Source organism: Pirellulales bacterium, from assembly GCA_019636345.1.
In the GTDB taxonomy this organism is placed as follows: Bacteria; Planctomycetota; Planctomycetia; order Pirellulales; family Lacipirellulaceae.
In genome coordinates this window covers 120,659-139,442 of the sequence record JAHBXQ010000007.1, presented here as the reverse complement: position 1 = coordinate 139,442, position 18,784 = coordinate 120,659, and the positions used below count along the sequence as shown (strand labels likewise).

Annotated in this window: 10 protein-coding genes; 7 read left to right on the top strand and 3 right to left on the bottom strand. The window is 64.5% G+C overall.

The window, feature by feature from the left end:
* Positions 1 to 126: 126 nt before the first annotated feature.
* Both KF688_16285 and KF688_16280 read left to right on the top strand, forming a co-directional pair.
* Positions 127 to 3,252: a serine/threonine protein kinase gene (locus tag KF688_16285; protein MBX3427238.1), complete on the top strand. Its 3,126-nt coding sequence runs from the start codon at positions 127 to 129 to the stop codon at positions 3,250 to 3,252.
* A gap of 11 nt (positions 3,253 to 3,263) precedes the next feature.
* Entirely contained in the window at positions 3,264 to 3,401 is a 138-nt protein-coding gene (locus KF688_16280) for a hypothetical protein (GenBank protein ID MBX3427237.1), read from the top strand.
* A gap of 231 nt (positions 3,402 to 3,632) precedes the next feature.
* Here KF688_16280 and KF688_16275 read toward each other — a convergent pair whose 3' ends face one another.
* Complete coding sequence (locus KF688_16275; protein ID MBX3427236.1) at positions 3,633 to 5,528, bottom strand: TonB-dependent receptor; 1,896 nt, start codon at positions 5,526 to 5,528, stop codon at positions 3,633 to 3,635.
* 1,364 nt (positions 5,529 to 6,892) lie between these two features.
* On the opposite strand from KF688_16275, the gene KF688_16270 reads away from it, so the two are divergent.
* The 3 genes from KF688_16270 (at position 6,893) to KF688_16260 (ending at position 10,303) form a co-directional block, all read left to right on the top strand.
* The gene (locus tag KF688_16270) at positions 6,893 to 8,086 is read left to right on the top strand and encodes a hypothetical protein (GenBank protein MBX3427235.1); all 1,194 of its coding nucleotides are present in this window, start codon (positions 6,893 to 6,895) and stop codon (positions 8,084 to 8,086) included.
* Positions 8,083 to 8,670, top strand: coding sequence for a hypothetical protein (locus tag KF688_16265; protein ID MBX3427234.1), 588 nt, complete (start codon positions 8,083 to 8,085; stop codon positions 8,668 to 8,670). Before KF688_16270 ends, KF688_16265 begins: the two co-directional genes overlap by 4 nt.
* Positions 8,671 to 8,911: 241 nt before the next feature.
* Positions 8,912 to 10,303 (top strand): BNR-4 repeat-containing protein, encoded by a 1,392-nt coding sequence (locus KF688_16260; GenBank protein MBX3427233.1) that lies wholly within the window; start codon positions 8,912 to 8,914, stop codon positions 10,301 to 10,303.
* A 155-nt stretch (positions 10,304 to 10,458) separates the two neighbouring features.
* On the opposite strand, the gene KF688_16255 is transcribed toward KF688_16260, so the two are convergent.
* Both KF688_16255 and KF688_16250 read right to left on the bottom strand, forming a co-directional pair.
* Positions 10,459 to 10,926, bottom strand: coding sequence for a hypothetical protein (locus tag KF688_16255; protein ID MBX3427232.1), 468 nt, complete (start codon positions 10,924 to 10,926; stop codon positions 10,459 to 10,461).
* A 93-nt stretch (positions 10,927 to 11,019) separates the two neighbouring features.
* The gene (locus KF688_16250) at positions 11,020 to 11,925 is read right to left on the bottom strand and encodes a hypothetical protein (GenBank protein ID MBX3427231.1); all 906 of its coding nucleotides are present in this window, start codon (positions 11,923 to 11,925) and stop codon (positions 11,020 to 11,022) included.
* Positions 11,926 to 12,540: 615 nt separating this feature from the next.
* Here KF688_16250 and KF688_16245 point away from each other — a divergent pair.
* Both KF688_16245 and KF688_16240 read left to right on the top strand, forming a co-directional pair.
* On the top strand, positions 12,541 to 14,130 hold the full coding sequence (locus KF688_16245) for an undecaprenyl/decaprenyl-phosphate alpha-N-acetylglucosaminyl 1-phosphate transferase (GenBank protein ID MBX3427230.1): 1,590 nt from the start codon (positions 12,541 to 12,543) through the stop codon (positions 14,128 to 14,130).
* Between the two features lie 334 nt (positions 14,131 to 14,464).
* Positions 14,465 to 18,511, top strand: a complete 4,047-nt coding sequence (locus KF688_16240; protein MBX3427229.1) for a lamin tail domain-containing protein — start codon at positions 14,465 to 14,467, stop codon at positions 18,509 to 18,511.
* Positions 18,512 to 18,784 lie beyond the last annotated feature (273 nt).

Below are 18,784 nucleotides of genomic sequence, written 5' to 3'. Positions count from 1 at the left end.
CGGCGTGCCCTCGGGGAAAGGCTTTCATACGCAGAAATCCTCGCGGCCCATCCTGACCTGGAGTCGCTCCTGCAGGACAGGCTTGCCGAACTTCTCCAGACATCTGGCTCGGCGTCGTCTGAGGACATGCAAACCGTACGCCTCCATACGACTGACAAGCTCAACGACACAATCGATCACGCCACGAGCGGGACCGGCGGACACGTCCGTTTGAGCGGGGAAGCCTGGTACGGCGAAGCGGACCGCAGTTCGAGCGGACGGTTTCGAAAGTTGCGACCCCACGACGCCGGCGGAATGGGCGCGGTCTGGATCGCTCTCGACCTGCAATTGCAGCGCGAAGTGGCGCTCAAGGAGCTTCAACTTCGCCACCACGGCCATAAGTCCAAGGTCGATCGGTTCTTGGTCGAAGGTCAGATCACCGGGGCCTTGGAGCATCCCGGAGTCGTCCCGGTGCACGCATTGGGAATTGACGAGAATCAATCGCCGTACTACGCCATGCGCCTCATTCGCGGCGAAACGCTGCGGGCCGCCATCAAGGCTTTTCACGACGATCTGAGTTCCGAATGCCAGATGGCTCGCTACGACTCGCGCTTCCGCGAGTTGTTGCGACGGTTTATCGACGTATGCGATACCGTCGCCTACGCTCACAGCCGGGGAGTGCTGCATCGAGACCTGAAGCCCGACAACATAATGCTGGGCGAATTCGGCGAGACCTACGTCGTCGACTGGGGGTTGGCTCGAGCTCTTGGCGCCGCGACCGACGATTATTCCTTCATCACTGGCGAGGCGGTGCGTCCCGTTTGGAGCGACCCCGCGTCGGCGACTCAACTGGGGGTCGCCCTGGGGACCCCGGGGTTCATGAGTCCGGAACAGGTCGACGGCAGACTTGCCGAACTCACGCCGGCCACCGACGTTTATAGTCTCGGTGCGATTCTGTACTACATCCTCTCGAACCAGCCCCCCGTTGTCGGCTCTTCGTTTTTGGACTTCAAGTCGCGCGTCTGCAAGGGCGATTTCCCGCCCGCGACGAAAATCAATCCGCGTGCCTCGCGAGCGCTCGCGGCCATCGCCGCCAAGGCGCTCGCGACGTCCCCGGAGGAGCGCTATCGATCAGCGCGGGACTTGGCGGCCGACATTGACCGATGGCTAGCCGATGAACCGGTCAGTGCGAGCCCTCCCCGCCCGGTTGAACGAGCCGCGAGATGGGCTCGCAAGAATCGCACGTGGTTTCTGGCCGGAACAGCGGCAATGGTTCTCGTGTCTGCCGTTTCGACAATTGCAGCCCTGGCCGTAAATCGCGCCCGCGAGAAGCAACAAGAACTGGCCGTTTCGAACTTGGCGCTGGCCGAGTCCGAGGCCGCAGCGCGAGCGAAAGCCGACGAACGATTCCTCAAGGCTCGCGAAACCGTCGACACTTGGTTATCGGGATTCAGCGAAGCGCTTCAGTCGATACCTGTCGCCGGCGTCCAGTCGGTGCGCATAAGGATGCTCGAACTCGCCGCTGAAGAGTACGAAGCCTTTGCCGCCGAAAAAAGCGACGACGCTTCACTAAGACTGGAGCAAGGAAGAACTCTTGCGCGACTCGGTTCCATCTATCGGATGTTGGGAAGGTCCGCCGATGCCGCTGCAAGACTTGCCGAAGCTGGCGAGTTGTTGGCCGCGATGGAGAACGATCCGACCGTCGGCCGTGAGGCGGTCGTCGCCCGAGCGCAGGCCTTGGGGATCGCCTACTTAGTCCACGCCGACCAGGGTCGCGCTGCAGACGCGGACGCGAGTTTCGAGGCGGCGATCGCTGCACTCTCGAACGGAGGCCCTGACCAAATTCCAGATATCGACGAGCAAGCCGCTCTGGCGACGCTCTGGACGAATCGCGGCGGCGTCTTGGCCCAAGCTGGGCAGTATGCTGCAGCCCAGGAAGCCTTTGGTCGCGCGCTCGGCCTCAGCGAGTCACTCGTGCGGCTAGCCCCCCAGGACTTGTCGTATCGCTCCGCTGCAGCAACGGCGCGGATCGGGGCGGCGCAAGTCCAACTCGCGTTGGGAGACGCCGCCGGCGCCAGCCGCAACCTCGAGTTGGCGGCCGGCTTCTTCGACGCTGCAACGCAACTCACCGAACTGGACGCGAGCTATCTACGGCTTGTCGTCACCGCTAATTCTCACTTGGCGGCGGCCAAGCGCCGCCTCGGCGACCTAGCCGGAGAGCGGACCGCTTACGATCGCGCCGCCGACGCCGGCGCGCAGTTGGTCCGAATGCAACCGGACGTCCCCGCCTTTCGAGTCAACCTCGCCATGATCAAGACGGACCTGGGACAACTCCTCATGGAAGAGTTTGATTTCGCGGCCGCCGAAGCGCCGCTGCGAGACACTGTCGAAATCATGACTCCCTTGGTCGACGAGTATCCTTCCATTCCGGAATACCGCGAGGTGCTGGCCGTTGCGCTCGATACGTTGGCCCAATCGCTTCTGACCGCGGGGCGAGCCGAACTGGCTGCGACGGCGGCCGATCAGGCGACGGCGGAACTGGAGGCTCTGGTCCGGGCTTTTCCCGAAGTCGCCCCTTATCGGCAAAGGCTGGTTGTCGCCAGTTCCACCTCTGCTCAAGTCCGTTGGGCTACGTCGGATTTCAAAGGCGCCTCCGAGAGGTTCCAGTATGCCGTCAATGAGTTGGAACTCCTCCTCGCCTCGCCCGATCCTGCCGTCGAGTCGCTACGAATTGCCGCTGTACTCCGGTTGCGTCGCGGCGAAATGCGGGCGGACTCCGACGAAGCCGGGGCTAACGAGGATTTTGCCGCAGCCGCTGCCGCTTGGAGCCAGTTGCTGGAACGAAGCCAAGACCCTGAATTCTGCCATGGAGCCGCTTGGTTTTTCGCCGTTTGTCCAGCCAAGGTGCATCGCGATCCTGCCCGGGCTTGCGATCTGGCGGGAATCGCCGTAGCGGAAGCACCGTTTAACATCCGCTACCAATTGACCGCCGCTGTGGCGCAAGCCGTGGCTCGACGACCGGAAGCCGCGCGCCGTACGCTTGACAATCCGATCCTCTCGCAGTCGCCGATCGCCCCGGCCCGTGGATTCGTCGAGGCAATTGCGGCCGCGGACGAGACGAACGATTCGGTCCGCGCGGCTGGTCGCATGAGTTGGGACGCCGCCGACGCTTGGTTGGCAACAAGCTTCCCCGGCAATCGGGATCTTCGCGCCCTAAGCCGCCTTTCGGCCTCGCGACTCGAAGAATCGACAACGAATCCGTCGTCTCCCTGATCGAGACCGTCGTGAACCTCGATGCCGATCGCTGCTCGGGAAACTGTGCAATTCAGTTTGACGAGTTCACGGCCAGCGAGCTTGCGCGGCTGGGAACATTCGCACAACAACCTCCTTTTGCCGAGTTGCGCTTGCTCGGCGGTTCTTAAGGACGCCTCAAGCGGCAGATCCCCCTTCGGGGACCGCTGCTTCGACTTGACGCAAGCAGGTGAGATTCGGCGGCGTCGCCGCCCGCAGATCCTCGTCGGTCAGGATCTGCCTCGACGTCAGCCGCGAGTCAAATGCGAGCGATGGCCGTTCAACAGCCGCTGGGCAAGCACAGGCGACTCATCTTTAAGTATTGCGACAAACCCTAGACTCGACCTCCCGCACGTCCCGCATCAGTAGCTCAGGTCGGCGCCGAAGTAGAAGCTGATGCCGGGCCGGAAAGTCGAGAGAGCTGCCGGATTGTCGGAGCGATAGTCGAGGTGCTCGCGATACTGCTTGTCGGTAAAGTTCTCGACTCCGGCGATAAGCTGCAAATTGTCGCGGGGTCGGCAATATGTGCGAAGGTCCCAGACTGTGAATCCTGGGGTCGTCGATTCGAGGAGACTTGCAGCCACACGATTCTGTCGATCGACGACTCGCGCATAGAGTTCGATCCCCCAAGGCGTCTCGGCGCGTTGATCCTCCAGACGGAACCCGATGCGGGACTCCAGGGGGAGTATGTTCGGCAACGATTCACGCTCCCCGCCAATGACACGTTGATTGACGTAAGTTCCGCGATCGGCGTGCGGATTGATGGTGCTCGCCGTCCCAGGCTGAGAGGGTACTGTGTCAAAGGATCCGTTGCGTGTGCGATCAACGCCTTGCACGTACTTGACGGTTGCGAAAGGAACGAGATGGTCGTTCCAATCGTACTCGAATTGAGCGTGACACCCCCATAGCGTGGCAAGGTCGGTGTTGACAAACTTGTAATTCACCTGCTCGACGACGTCGTTGAAGTAGTTCGCACTGAGCGTTTCGTAGGTCACGTAGTCGCGCACCCAACTGTAGAAGGCGGTCGCAGACCCTCGCCATTGTTCGCCGACCTTGGCGATTCGCAGATCGGTCTGGATGGCCCGCTCTTTGTCGAGGCTAGGATCGCCGGTCACCGTGTTCAATCCGTTTTGCAGGATGAACATGAACGTTTCTACCGCGTAGCGCTCCGTCAAGTTGGGTGCACGCTCGGAATAGCCCACGCTGCTCCCGGCGATCCATTCTTCGGTCAACTCGACGTCGAGGCCTGCGTAGCCGAGACCGAGCAGGTCGTTTTGGGTCAAGTCCCCGTTACCCCAGATGTCCTGAGCGGACAGCGGGGAAAGCGCGGAATTGACCCCCAGTCCGTAGAGATCCGTCGCTGAGGCGAGAACGTTGGTCCGGGAATAGTCAATCCGGCCGCCGGCCTTGACTTGCACGGCATCGGCGAGCGGGACGGCCGTCTCCAGGAACAGCCCTGGATTCACCCAATCGGATTTCGGGATCGGCGAATTCTGATCGATCCACTGGAACACGTCGGTTCCTGAAGTGATCTCCGTCAGTTGTTGCTTCACGTATCGGCAGTCGGCGCCGGCTCGCACTTCCCCGACGGAGGTTTCCCAGTTGGCAATCGCTCGGATGCCTGTCGACAGACTGTCGACCCACGTATTGCCCGTGAAGGCTATTCGATCGAGAATTGGAAACTGGGCGCGCTTGCCCGCACGCTGCGCACTGCCGGCGAAACTCGTCTGGTTGTACCATCCGTCGACGTCGACGCGATCGGCCCAGACCGGCGATTCTTGTATGAAGCGAATCTCATATCCATCAGTCTTAAGCCAATCGATGTCGAACGCCTGACCGGCCAGTTCAACGTCCGTTTGATCGAGACGCAGCGCCATACCTTCCAGCGAAGAGTTTGGAGTCAGTTGCGCTCCCAAGCCCAGATCGATGTCGCGCGACTTGTAACTGCTCGGGATGAGCGAGCCGTCGCCGCTTGAGTAGTCCGAGCCGGTGCGGTGTCCGTAGCCGGCTCGAAAGCCCCATACATCGTCACCTCCCCACAACGCTTGGCGACCGCTGACCTGGGCTCCGTTCGTACGATAATCCACGGTCGAAGCTCCTCCGAGCGCGAACCCTCCCTCGAAACGAGGCGTGGCGATCAACTGAAGGTCGATGAATTGCCGGCCTGGTCCGTACAGCGCCGAATAGGGTCCGGCGACCACGATCGCCTGCTCGACCAATCGAGCGTCAAGCTTGCTGACGGCCGTGTCGAGATCCATGCGCGCGGGAACCCAGTAGGACCCGGACGCTGCCAACGAACCGACTTGGCTCCCATGGATGCGAGGGTCGTTGACGATGGGATTGCGACGCTGTACGCCCAGATCAAGCATAACCGGAGACGTCCCGAGAAGATCCCCCGCATCGGAAGCGGCGCGGATCGCCGACTCGCTTCTTCCGGTGATTCCCGAAGCAAACGGCACATTGTCGGCTAAGCCCAGAGGACGAGGCGTCGTCGAGCCGAAGGAAGTCCAAAATCGCTGGCTGGCGGCTTGCGATGCAGGCGATCCCGCGGCCGCGAACGACGATTCGACGCGAGGGGCGAGCGGTTGTTGAAACTGCGCTCGGGCAGCGAGTTCATCTTCAATCCAGACGTAGTCGCTCAATCCGCTGATCGGTCGGTGGCTTCCAGCGAAAGTGCTTTGAGTCAAAAGCGACACGCCAATGAAGGCCGTAGCAATCGCCAGGGCACGCAGTCTAGCCGTGACAATTGGAGCTTCGCCAGATTGAAGCACTGCCTCGAATAGGTGGGCCAAATTGGAAACCACGACGACTCCTCAGCCTGTTTGCACGGCGTCCGTCGGAGACGAGTTGAAATGCGAACACCTCACGCCAACAGATGGGCGTTATCGCTGCAATCGACATAATCGTTATGGCCGCTCCAGTCAAAGCAACCCATACAAACCTGTATGTCATCATTGAAGTTCGCTCGTCTCGGCTTTCCTGCACCCTGACGATTTGCTAGCAATGGCAGCCATTGGTCGCCGGGCGTCTGCGGCTATGCAGGAAACCTGCGTGCAATTGAACGGAATGAACGGCGGAGGCTCAGAATGCGTCGCTTTGACTCCCGGACTCCAATCCAGAGAGGATGAATTGGCCCCGTTCTGCAGCATTCGTCCTCGATGAGACGCTCGGTTATGCCTGCTACCTGTCGTGACGACGAGAACTGGCTGCCTACCTCCCGATTCGATGAGAAGGTCCTTCGGCTCCCCCGCTTGAACTTCTCAAGGTCGACGTTTTGCTCGAGCGTCGACAAACCCCGCTGAACTGAGCAGCGTATGCCTCACGGTCGACTTGCAGGCCGCCGCGAGGCTCCAGTGGGTCTGCCGAGCACAGGAAGTTCCAAGCGTAATCAACGGCCGCGTTTCTCGCCGAAGAATGAGTTCCAACGCCCGTGATCATCCTGTTGCAACCTGCCCAAAAGCAAATGCGTAAGGAATTGCTACAATTGAGTTCGCAGCCGGTCTCTGAGAGTTGGCAGCCGATCTCCAAGTCGCTGGTAAACCGTGACAATTTTAAGGAGACGCCAATCTCGGCAATCGCAGACGGAGTGATTCGACGAGCAACCGACTGCCGGAGGCGCAACATGAAAGCCAAGCTCGCGTTCGACGTGGTCTCGGACCCCGAGGCCGTACTGGCGATCGTCGAGGGCCTCGATCCGGGAGTCGTCGGGTGCACTGCTCGGTTGGCGATCACCGCCGAGGCCGTCGTCAACGACAGCCGGCCGGTCCATGGCAAGCGGGAGGCGTTTACGCACGCCTTCCGCATCTCCGGCGAGCGGCAGGTGATTGCGATTCCAAGGAGTCGCTCCATGCCGTACTCCTACGACGGCCGACACGTCGACGTCGTCCTCAAGGCCGAGTTGCGGATCGACGACGGCGTCCTGTTCGACACGAAGATCAAGGCCCAGATTGAAGTCGAGCCGCCGGCCCGGCCCGGCGCGACCCTGTGCGCCAAACATGTCGTCGAGCCCCCGGACCGCTACCGCTTTTGGGCGAATTGGCTCGCGATTCCGGCGCGAAACAAGGCGGCGGCGCTCGTCCTGGGGCTCGTCGGGGCGATCGTCGGCGCCGTCAACACGGCGCTGGGCGTTCACGATCAGTTTGCGCCCGAGGGACAGACCTATCTCTACAGCCATCGGGACAGCGACGGCGACGCGCAGTCTCCCTTGCTGAGTTCCGGGGCCGTCACCGGAGGCGCCGCTCTGGTCGTCTGGTTCGCGTTGCGGCGGCAACTGCGGACCTACATGACGTTCCAAGCTGATTCACGTCCCGTGGCGCGGCTAGGGCGCGACACCGAGGCGGTCGTCGGCGAGTTGTTTCACGGCGTGGCGCGCGTCCCGCTCCGGAACGTCGTCCTGCGGATCGTCGCCTGCAACATGGAGCGGGGGCAGTACGTCCGCGGCAGCGGCTCGAGCCGACGCACCGTCTCGTTCAAGGAGCCGGTGCGAGGGCTCGTCTTGTATGAAAAGCAGACGGCCGAGATCCCTGCCGGCGTCCCGGTCGAGTCGTTCTTTCCGGACACGGTGTCGTTCGCGCCGCTGTTCGATTCGCTCTATCCGCCGTTGTCGGTGACGAACGACCACGGCGTCGACGTCTACTGGGAGATCCAACTCCTCCACGACGAGTACGTCGATCAGGAACTGGTCGGCGACGTGTCGGGGCTGGCGGTGGCCGACTTCCACGCTCCCCGTTCAGCCGCAGTCGAGCCCGTTTCGACTCCCCCGGAACCTTCGCTTCCCATGCCGATCGACGCTCCGCTTCCCGACGATTTTCAATGAATCGAGTTCCAATCCGCCGAGCGTTCGACGACCATTGTCGGCTGGCCGACGCCGATTTTCGCGACGTCCGGCTCGTCGAATTTTTCGGCGTCAGCGGCTCCGGCAAGTCGACCGCGCTCGCCTTCCTTTGCGAGCGGCACAGAGAATTCTGCAGCCGGACCCCGACGGTGATTGATCCGAATCGACCGCTCCCCGCGGCGAACCTCGGCGGTTTGGCGATCGTCGAGGAACTTCGCCGGCCGAGCGACTTGGCCATCGTCGTCGCGCTGCTCCGCCGCGGCGCCACGGTACTTGTTGCGTCGCATCTGCGGCCGGCGTGGTCGGCGCCGCTGGGGATCTTCTGGCGACGCCGCTCGTTCGTGCTTGATCGCGATTGGACGAAGATCGCCCGCCATCTCAGCCGCCGAGGCGTCCCTGCGAGCGAGACGGCCGTCCGCGCCTATTGCCGTCGCTACGGCGCGAACTACGTCGACGTCGAGATCATCCTCGAACGCGCACCTGAGGCGACTTTCGACGAGGCTTTCGCGAAGTTCCAGCGGTTGTGTCGAATCGATCGACGACCGGTCGTCGAGGTCCGCCCCTGAGGTCTGCCTGGAGCGATTCCAACCAACCGCCGCCGGATGACACGTTCGACCCAACCGGTCAGTCACGAGGCGCTCCGCTCGACGACTGAGAACGGACGCAGGCCGACGGCTCCCGGCGATCGATCGCTTCGCTGGACTAGGCCGGGCGATCTGGCCTACACTGGCGGCGTCGCGTCGAAGCCGATTGATCGGAACCGCGGGTCCCGGCGGAGCGACGACGCTTTTCCTTCGCCGCACTGCCATGCTCGTTCGCGTCGCCTCCTTCGTCTTGTGCTGCGCCGTCGTCGCGACGGCGCACTCCGCGGAACTTCCCGACAACTATGCGGCGCATGCGTTCCGCGTCCTCAACGACAATGGCGCGTGGTCCTGGTTCATGGACGAGCGGGCGATCGTCGATCGGGGGAAACTTCTCGTCGGATCGGTCCGGGCACTGGGCGAATTGCGCAAGGACGGCGGACGCGGGGAGCGAGACCCGCACGGAGGCGACATTCAACTCGACGTGCTCGACCTCGCCTCGGGCGAAGTCGAACACGTCGTCCTCCACCCGAATCTGGAGCCTGACGATCACGACGGTCCGGCCTTGCTGGTCCGACCTGACGGACGCTACTTAGCCGTCTACACGCGGCACGGCGCCGACCGGACGATTCGCACCCGCGTCTCCGAACCGGGCAATCCGCTCGCCTGGGGACCTGTCGTCGACTTCGAAACGCCGGGCGAGACGGTGCGGTTCGGCGGCGACAGCGTCACCTACTCGAATTTGTTCCGGTTGCCGGACGGCCGCACGTACGATTTTCATCGCGGCGTCGATCACGACCCCAACTACCTCGTCTCCGACGACGACGGTTCGACCTGGCGCTACGGCGGGCGAGTGCTGCACGGTCGCGACGGCTACAGCCCGTACCTCAAGTATGCCTACGACGGGGCGGGAACGCTGCATTTCGTCGTCACCGAGGACCACCCGCGAAACTTCGACAATTCTCTGTACCACGGCTTTTTGCGCGGCGGCAAGCTTCATCGTTCCGACGGCGCGGAAGTCGGCCCGCTCAGCCAGTCGCGCGAAGTCGCGATCAACGCGTGGGACTTCACGAAGATCTTCCCAGGCGATCCTGATCGCGTGGCCTGGATGTGCGACGTCGAACTTGACGCCGACGGCCGACCCTACACGGCGTTCTCCGTGCAGCGCGACGGCCGCGGCCTGCCGCGGAAGCAAGGGGGCTTCGATCATCGCTATCACTACGCCCGATTCGACGGCCGGGAGTGGCGGCAGTACGAAGCGGCGTACGCCGGTCACCGGCTTTACCCGGGAGAGGACGACTACACGGGGCTTGCGGCTCTCGATCCCCGCGACCCGAACGTGATGTACGTTTCGACGAGCGCCGACCCGGCGACCGGCGTCCCGCTGAAAAGTCGCGCCGACGGCCGGCGCCACTACGAGTTGTATCGCGGCGTCACTTCAGACGGGGGCGCCACATGGTCATGGACCCCGCTCACAGCGAACTCGACCGTCGACAACTTGCGACCGATCGTTCCCAAAGGAAGCGACGGGCGGACGGTGCTCGTCTGGATGCGCGGGCGTTACTTCAGCAACAATCGCGAGTGGACGACCAAGGTCGTCGCGGCGACGCTGGAATGATCGCTCGTCCTGCGCCGACGGGCGCCAGCCTGCGAGCGGATGCGCCGCCAGCCCGTTGGTCGTGTTCGCCGGCGGTTGAAAACTCCGAAACGACCAAGGGCCGACGCGTTCGCGTCGGCCCTTGGGTGTTTTGATTCCATTGACTCCGGGAACGCCTAAAACGGCGGGCGCGGGGCGGGGCGGTAGGGGCTCCGCGGCGGGGGACGGTACGGCGGGGGGGCGATGATCACCGACGCAGGGGCGATCGTCGGGCCCGTCGTCGGGGCGACCGTCGTGCTCATTGTGACTGGCGCTTCGGCTGCGACAATCGGCGCGGCCGAGTCGACGATGGGGGCCGCGACCGGCGCGTCGGCCGTGTCGAGGCTCAACCCGCCGATGCTTCGCTCGCCGAGCGTCGGGAGCCCAAACGGGTTAGCGCTGAGCTGACTCATCGTCGACAACTGAAACGGATTGGCGAGCAGCCGTCGCGCTGGGGCGGTCGACTTGCCGGCGATTTTGGCGCGCCCGGGGACCATCGACTGCCAAAGCTGGCCTTGGCCCCGCGTCTGACCGACCGCGGACGAGAGCGGCAGGCAGGTCGCGATGCAAGTCGCGGCGAGCAAGAGTTTCGTGGTGTGAACCATCGGTGTCCTCTGCGAAGATGTAAGATGCGAGGCCCGGGAGCGGGGGGAAACCCGCTCCCGGTTCGCAAGCGTCATTGTAGCAGGTCGCGGGGGTTATGCCCAGCGACGTCGCCCGGCGGCGATCCCGGTCAGGCCCAACACGGCCAGCACGATCGTCCCCGGTTCCGGAATGATGCAAAACAGTCCTTCGTGGATCGAAAAATTGTCGACGTAGGCCGTTCCCGTCAGGTTGGCCCACGGCGTGCCTTCCGCGAGGACCGCCAGCGGGGCGTCCGTGAAAAACGGAATCACGCCGTCGACAAAGCCCTCGGCCGGGCCGAGTTGAACGCCGTTCAGGAACGACACGTACGAGTTGGTCGGGAAGTCCAGGACGATGCGGAAGCTGTTCCAGTCGCCGAAAGCGACGGCCGTGAGTCCGTCGGGCGACTTGAAGTTTCCGGTCCCCGCCTCGCCGATCAGCACGGCGCCGGTGGTCCCGTCGACCCCCAACCAGCCGTGCACGGGATAGGGGAGCCCCCCTTGATCGTAGTAGCTCTCGACGCCGAAAAACGGACCGAAGTCCGTGCCCGGGGTTCCGGCCGGGCCGAGGACCATCATGTCCCAATCGATGCAAATCTGGGTGCGGCCCGGGCTGGGGAACGTGCTGTTGTGAACGCCCCATCGCGCGTCGGCGTTGCCCTTCACAAGCTCGATGGCCTGCGTGCCGGCCGGGCCGAGAGGCGAGTTGACCCCGCCGACCACCGTGGCCGTGCTCGTGCCGGTCCCGCCGACCGGGACCTGCCACGTGCCGTTCGGATAGGACGCGAACGGCACTTGACCTTCGAGTTGGCCGACGTAAGTGCCGGGCAACATCGGGTTGAACGCTGTGCTGTAACCGGAGGCCGCTTCGAAGCCGCCGACGTCGACGATCGTCTGTGCACTGCCGCGAGTCGCCAAGGCGACCAGGGCGAACGCCGCGCACGCACGGAGCGCAGCAGGCACGAATTTGGTACGGATCATTAGCGGACCCCTCAATCGTTGCGAGAACTATGACAGTAGCAGGGAAAGACAAACGCTCGAAATTCTGCCGAGGAAAGCCGCTGCAGACGCCCCCCTTGGGGATCAAGACCGTCCACCCAGCGCTACGCGCAGAATGCCTACTTTCCGGACTCCGATGCGAGCCTAAGCGCTCACACCGCCCGGGTCAATTATTTTTCTGAAATATTACGTGGACTCTGTGACGCCTCAAGGATTTCCACCCTGAGGGAGGTGGGGAGAATCCCCCGTTCTTGCGTCCCAGTAACCGGGGGAGTTGAGCGATCGGACGGTGAGCGGTGGGCGAAACGGCACGCTCCCCGCAGATTTGGGGGTGTTCAAGGCGAATTGCTTGACGGGGCCTGGATTTCGAGTTCAATAGTGGCAACGAGCCTGCTTGAGGCCCGTCCCTTGCCGGCGGTCCCGCCTCTCCCCGGTTCTGCCGCGACTGCGGACGTTGCGAACCCAGGACACCCCCCGCCTCCCCGCGCACGATCGCGTGCAGAATCTGGGCGCCGAGCCCCGTGCTCGGCTTCGACCCAAGGTTCCGCTCGGTGATTGTCGCCCTCGCCTCGAACGGTTTCCGGCATTCCCCGGGCTATGGATTTTGCCACTTACTTCACGATCCTGCTCGCCGCCGGCGCCCTTGCGCTGGTCGCCACGCCGGTCGTTATTCGCGTCGCGACGCGGTTGAACGCCCTCGACCAGCCGGACGGTTGTCGCAAGCACCAAACCCGCGCCGTCCCCTTGGGGGGCGGGTTGGCGATCGCTCTGGCCGCCGGCGCGGTCGCGCTGTGGGCCATCGGCCAAGGCAGCGCGAGCTTTAGCCCGACGCTCACCCGCGGGCTCCTTCCCGCCGCGGCGGTGTTGATCCTGGTGGGGATGATCGACGACTTCGTCGGGCTCACGGGCATCTACAAATTGATCGGCCAAATGTTGGCGGCCACGCTGCTCGCGGCGGGGGGGGCGCAGTTCCATAGCTTCTCTCTGGGAGGGGCCGACTTCGACCTGGGGAGCCTCGCGCTGCCGTTCTCGGTCTTCTTCATCCTCGGGGCGATCAATGCCTTCAATCTGATCGACGGTTCCGACGGCCTCGCGGGCGCGGTCGGTTGCGTCGTCTTGGCGACCGTCGCCGGAATCGCCGCCGCCCAGCACGCCCCGGGAGCGGCCGTGGTCGGCTTCGCGTTGACGGGGGCCTTGCTGGGTTTCTTGCCCTACAACTGGGCCCCGGCCAAGATCTACCTCGGCGACACCGGCAGCATGCTGATCGGGCTCGTGGTGGCGTTCGTTGCAGTCGACGCCTCGATCAAGACGCAGGCCGCCGCGGCGCTGATCGTGCCGATCGCCGGTTGTGCGATCCCGATCCTCGATGCGGCCGCCGCGTTGGTGCGCCGGATCACGACGGGGCAGAGCGTCTTCGCCCCCGATCGCGGGCACTTGCACCACGCCCTGCTGCTGCGGGGCCTGTCGGTCCGGCAAACCGCGCTGGCGGCCGCGGGGCTGACCGCCGTCACCTGCGCCGGCGCCGCGGCCAGCTACGCGACGGGGCACGACTGGCCGGGATTGGTCGCCGTGGCCTTGGTCGTGGTCGGGCTGGCGACGTTGCGGGTCTTCGGACATGCCGAGGCCCAGTTGGTCGCCTCTCACGCCCGGTCCGGGTGGGCCGGGCTCTGGCGGCGCGTCCGCCGCAACGCCGTGGTCGCCGCCGACACGAACCACGAGATCAACATCCAAGGTCGCCGGGCCTGGAACGATCTGTGGACCGCGCTCCGCGAGACGGCCCCCAAGCATGGCCTCTGCGGCCTGCGGCTGAACATCAACATCCCGCGGCTCCACGAATCGTTCTACGGAAACTGGCGGGTTCGCGACGACTACTCCGCGGCCGCCGACGAACCATGGCGGATGGTTCTTCCGCTGCGGCATGGCGCCGAGCCGATCGGCAAACTCACGATTCTCGGCGCGCCGACGCCGACCGGCGAGCACTTCGATCCGGAACTGCTTGCCCTGTTCTTGGAGCCGCTCAGCGACGAGATCGATCGGATCGTGCGAGAACTGGCGCCGACCGGGGAGTCTGTCGCCTCCTTCATGTCTTCGGTCGCCGAATCCGGATCGCCGGCGTCCGTCGCGGCCGCCGGCGCATCGGGCCCTGCGACGCTCCCCGCCAAAGACCCTGCCGCCGTCGGCGCCTGATCGCTCCCGGCGCGGGTCGCGCTGCAATCTCGCACGCATCCCCTTCTGACGCGATTGCGATATCGCACTGTGCTGCCCATAGCCGCCCCTAGGGCGTCGTACAGCGAATCCTCCAGCATCCTGCAGGGGGGCGCTTCTAGGGACCCTAGCTGCGTGCGAACTCGCCGAGCGACCTCGCCCCCGCGCCGTCGGCTCGACGAACGCGCAGGGGGCAGTCATAGTAAGAGGTTGATCGAGGTTCGACGCTCACATTCCGTTCCGCCGGCCGACCTCCGCGACTGCTGACGACCTCGCAGCTTCTCACACTGCTCTGCAAACGCTAAACGTACCCACGATGATCGACCGCCTGACACGACGCCCGTCCGGGGCGCGCTCCGCGACTCCCCTCACGCTCAGCATCGAGCGGCTCGAACCGCGCCTGGCGCTGACCGGCGTGGTGATTAACGAATTCCTGGCGGTCAACCAGTCGGGGCTCCAGGACGAGGACGGCTTCCGGGCCGACTGGATCGAGCTGCGCAATACGACCGACGCGGCGATCGACTTGGCCGGCTGGCATCTCACCGACAACGAGGACAATCTGACGAGGTGGACCTTCCCGGCGGTCGAGATTCCGGCGAACGGATACTTGGTCGTGTTCGCCTCGGGCAAAGACCGCGCCGTCCCCGGACAGAATCTCCATACGAACTTCGCGCTCAGCTCGGAGGGCGAGTATCTCGCGCTTGTGCAGCCCGACGGCGTCACCGTCGTGGACGCGTTCGATCCGTTCCCCGCCCAACTCGCCGACATTTCGTACGGTCGCGGGGGACAGGCGCTGATCAACGAAAATCTGGTGGGCGATCAGGCGCCGGTCAAGGCGCTCGTCCCCGACGCCGGCACATCGACGACGTGGTACGTCCCCGGCTTCGACGACTCGAGCTGGCTGAGCGGCGTCGGAGGGGTCGGTTACGACAACGACACGACGTATCTGCCGTACTTCAATGTCGACGTCGGCCCGCAGATGTACAACGTGCGGGGGTCGGCGTATCTCCGGTACGGGTTTCCGGTCGTCAATCCGGACGACGTCACGGCGCTCGTCCTGCGGATGAGGTACGACGACGGGTTCGCCGTCTATCTCAACGGAACGCTGCTTCCGGCGGCGGCGGGGCAGCGGAACGCCCCGGCGACCTTAAGCTACGATTCGATCGCTACGCAATTTCACTCCGACAATCTGGCCGTTGTCTACGAAGAACTCGACCTGAGCGCGTATCGCCACCTGCTGGTCGCCGGCGAGAACATGCTGGCCATTCACGGCCTGAACCGCCCGGCCTCGAGCAGCGACTTCTTGATTGCGCCGCTGTTGGTGGCCACGCGATTCAGCACGGCTGTGACCGGTTACATGGTCGCGCCGTCCCCGGGCGGGGCCAACCAAGAGGGGACGCTGGGGATCGTGGCCGACACGAAATTCTCGGTCGACCGCGGCTTCTACTCCGCCCCGTTCACGGTCGCGATCACGTCAGCCACCTCAGGCGCCGAGATCCGCTACACGACCGACGGCAGCGTCCCGACGGCGACCACGGGCTTGATCTACAACCCGGCCAATCCGCCGCTGATCAACAAGACCACCACGCTGCGGGCCGCCGCCTTCAAGACCGGCTTCACCCCGACGAACGTCGACACCCAGACGTACATTTTTCTCGACGACGTGATTCAACAATCGGGGGCGGGGCTGCCGCCGGTGGCCAACTGGGGGTACGCCGGCCCCGATTGGGCCATGGACCCCGACGTCGTCAACAATCCGCTCTACTCCGGCACGATCAAGAACGATCTTCAGGCCGTCCCCACGGTCTCGCTCGTCATGCCGTGGAACGACTGGTTCGGCGGCGGGGGCCAGGGCATCTACCCGACGGCCTCGGAGATCGAGCGGGCCGTCTCGATGGAGTACATCACCGCCGACGGGACGAATCAGTTCCAGATCAACGCGGGGATCGAGATCCAAGGCGGCACGAGCGACGACCGCTGGAAGATGGACAAGCTGTCGATGCGCGTGAAGTTCACCGAGCCCTACGGCCCCGAAAAACTGGACGCGACGGTCTACACGAACGGCGAGCGGGACGCCGGCGCTGCGGTCCAGTTCAACACGTTCGTGCTCGACGCCCACATGGGCTACACCTGGGCCTACGGCGGCACGATCAACGCCGTCGACCAGCGGTCCCGCGCGATGTACGTCCAGGACGCCTACGTCGCCGATCTGCAGAACCTCGCCGGGGGCGCCGCGCCCCACAGCCGGTTCGTGCATCTCTACGTCAACGGCCTCTACTGGGGGCTGTACGACATGCACGAGCGGCCCGACGAGCACTTCGCGGAATCCTACCTCGGCGGCGACGACGACGATTACGACGTCATCAAACACAACGCTGCGACCGTCGTCTCGACCGACGTGAACAACCCCAGTTCGGCGCTGACGAACTACGCGGCGATGCTCAATCTGGTGCGGCAGGACATGTCGGTCCACGCCAACTACTTGGCCGCCGCCGCGAAGATCGACGTCGACGATTTCATCGCTTACATGCTCGTCAACTACTACGTCGGCAACGACGATTGGGCCCACCAGAACTGGTACGCCTCGTTCAATCGGGTCGACCCCGAGGGGAAATGGCGGTACCACAGTTGGGACGCCGAGAACGTCCTCAAAGACGTTAACCGCGACAGCACGAACCTCAACAACTCCGGGGGCCCGACGGAGGTCTTCCAGCGCCTGATCGCGAACACGGAATTCCGCCTGCGGTTCAACGATCTTGCCCAGAAGCACTTCTTTAACGGCGGCCTGCTGACTCCCGCCGGTGCGGCAAGCGTCTATCAGGCCCGCATGGACGAAATCGATCGGGCGATCGTCGGCGAGAGCGCCCGCTGGGGCGACAATCACACGACGGCATCCGACCCGGTCGGCGCGGGGAATCCCTACACCCGCGCCGAATGGCTCGCTCGTCAGAACTCGCTGCTGACCAGCTACTTCCCCGCTCGCACGGGGATTGTCCTCAATCAGTTCTCAAATCGCGGATGGAGAACGACGCTCGGGGCGCCGACCTTCACCAACTACGGCGGCACGGTGGCAGCGGAAACGCAAGTGACGATCGCCAAGCCGGCGGGCTCGCCGGCCGGCGGCATCCTCTACTACACCCTCGACGGCAGCGACCCGCGCACGGCCGGCGGGGGCGTGGCGCCCGGCGCGATCGCGGCGCCCGGCGGTTCGACCACGCTCGCGATCAACGCAGGGGTGCGCGTGCGGGCCCGCGTGTTCGACGCCGCCCAAGCGGGAGTCGCCAACGACTGGAGCGCGGAAATCGACGCGACGTTCCTCCTCGACGTTCCCTTCCCGCTGCGGATCACCGAGCTCCACTACAACCCGGCGTCGCTGCCCGGCGTGACCGACACGCAGAATCTCGAGTTCATTGAGTTGCAAAACACCGGCGCGTCCCCGATCAGTCTCGACGGGGTGCGGATCACTGAGTTCTCGAATACGGGCTATACGTTCCCGACGGGACTCACGCTCGCAGCCGGCGAGCGGATCGTCGTCGCCCGCTCGCCGAGCGTCTTCCTGCAAGCCTACGGCCCCGGGCTCAACGTCGCGGTCACGGGATACTTCGACCAGAACCTGAGCAACGGCGGGGAGCGGATCGCGCTGCTGGGGCCGCTCGGCGAGGTGCTGCAGGACTTCGTTTACGACGACGCCGCCGACTGGCCGCTCGAGGCCGACGGCGGCGGCAAGTCGCTGGAAATCATCGATCCCTTGGGGGACCCCTCCGACCCCGCGAACTGGCGGGCGAGCTACTACGTCGGCGGCTCGCCCGGAACCTCCGGCGAGGCGCCCGCAATCGTCGGCGACTTCACCGGCGACGGACGCGTCGACGGCGGCGATTTCCTGGCATGGCAACGAGGCTTCGGCACGCCCGCCTTGCAAGGCTCCGCCGCCGCGGGAGACGCCGACGGCGACCGCAACGTCGACGCCGCCGATCGCGGGCTCTGGGCGGCCAACTACGGCGAGAGCGTTTCGCTGGCGATCGCGGCGGCGCTGGTCGAACCTGCGAACGAGCCGCTGCTGCTCGCCGACGCCGGCGACTCGGCGACCTCCCCGCGCTGGTTCCTCGTCGCGGAGTCCTCAGAGCAGCCGACGCACGAACGACCCCGCCGACAGTTCCAAGTCGAGCACGTCGACGCGGCCTTCGCGGTCAACCGCCTGGAGCGCACCTCCTGGGCGACCGCCCCGCGACCGCGATGGGATGATCAGGACGCGTCCCTGTCGGACCATGACGAAGTCCTCTCGATTCGCGCAGCTCGCAAGGTACACGCTTCGTCGAGTCTCAAGTCCGATATCTTGTCTGAAGCGTTTTGGGAAACTTGGTGAGCGTTCGCCGCGGCAAGGCGAAGCCCGACCACGCGACGAATCCAACTTGAATCGCGATCGCCGCCAAAGCGCCGGGGGCGCATTGCCTGCGGCGCGGCCTTCGACGGCCCGCTTCCCGCGCGTTGTTCTCTGGGAACGCGACTTTCAGGGGGCACCCAATGCGTGCCGGCGCTAGCGATTTGCGCTTTTAGGAGATTCTGCTCTTTTTCTCACGACAGCCAGACTTTTCACATAAACGCTTAAAACGCCTTGCGAAAGTACTTGACTTAGCCG

What these genes read in the sequence shown, in the direction of transcription:
- KF688_16285 (MBX3427238.1), top strand. Translation starts at nt 127, where the DNA reads ATGCAAACCGTACGCCTCCATACGACTGACAAGCTCAACGACACAATC.
- KF688_16275 (MBX3427236.1), bottom strand. Translation starts at nt 5,528, where the DNA reads ATGGATCTCGACACGGCCGTCAGCAAGCTTGACGCTCGATTGGTCGAG.
- KF688_16270 (MBX3427235.1), top strand. Translation starts at nt 6,893, where the DNA reads ATGAAAGCCAAGCTCGCGTTCGACGTGGTCTCGGACCCCGAGGCCGTA.
- KF688_16265 (MBX3427234.1), top strand. Translation starts at nt 8,083, where the DNA reads ATGAATCGAGTTCCAATCCGCCGAGCGTTCGACGACCATTGTCGGCTG.
- KF688_16260 (MBX3427233.1), top strand. Translation starts at nt 8,912, where the DNA reads ATGCTCGTTCGCGTCGCCTCCTTCGTCTTGTGCTGCGCCGTCGTCGCG.
- KF688_16255 (MBX3427232.1), bottom strand. Translation starts at nt 10,926, where the DNA reads ATGGTTCACACCACGAAACTCTTGCTCGCCGCGACTTGCATCGCGACC.
- KF688_16250 (MBX3427231.1), bottom strand. Translation starts at nt 11,925, where the DNA reads ATGATCCGTACCAAATTCGTGCCTGCTGCGCTCCGTGCGTGCGCGGCG.
- KF688_16245 (MBX3427230.1), top strand. Translation starts at nt 12,541, where the DNA reads ATGGATTTTGCCACTTACTTCACGATCCTGCTCGCCGCCGGCGCCCTT.
- KF688_16240 (MBX3427229.1), top strand. Translation starts at nt 14,465, where the DNA reads ATGATCGACCGCCTGACACGACGCCCGTCCGGGGCGCGCTCCGCGACT.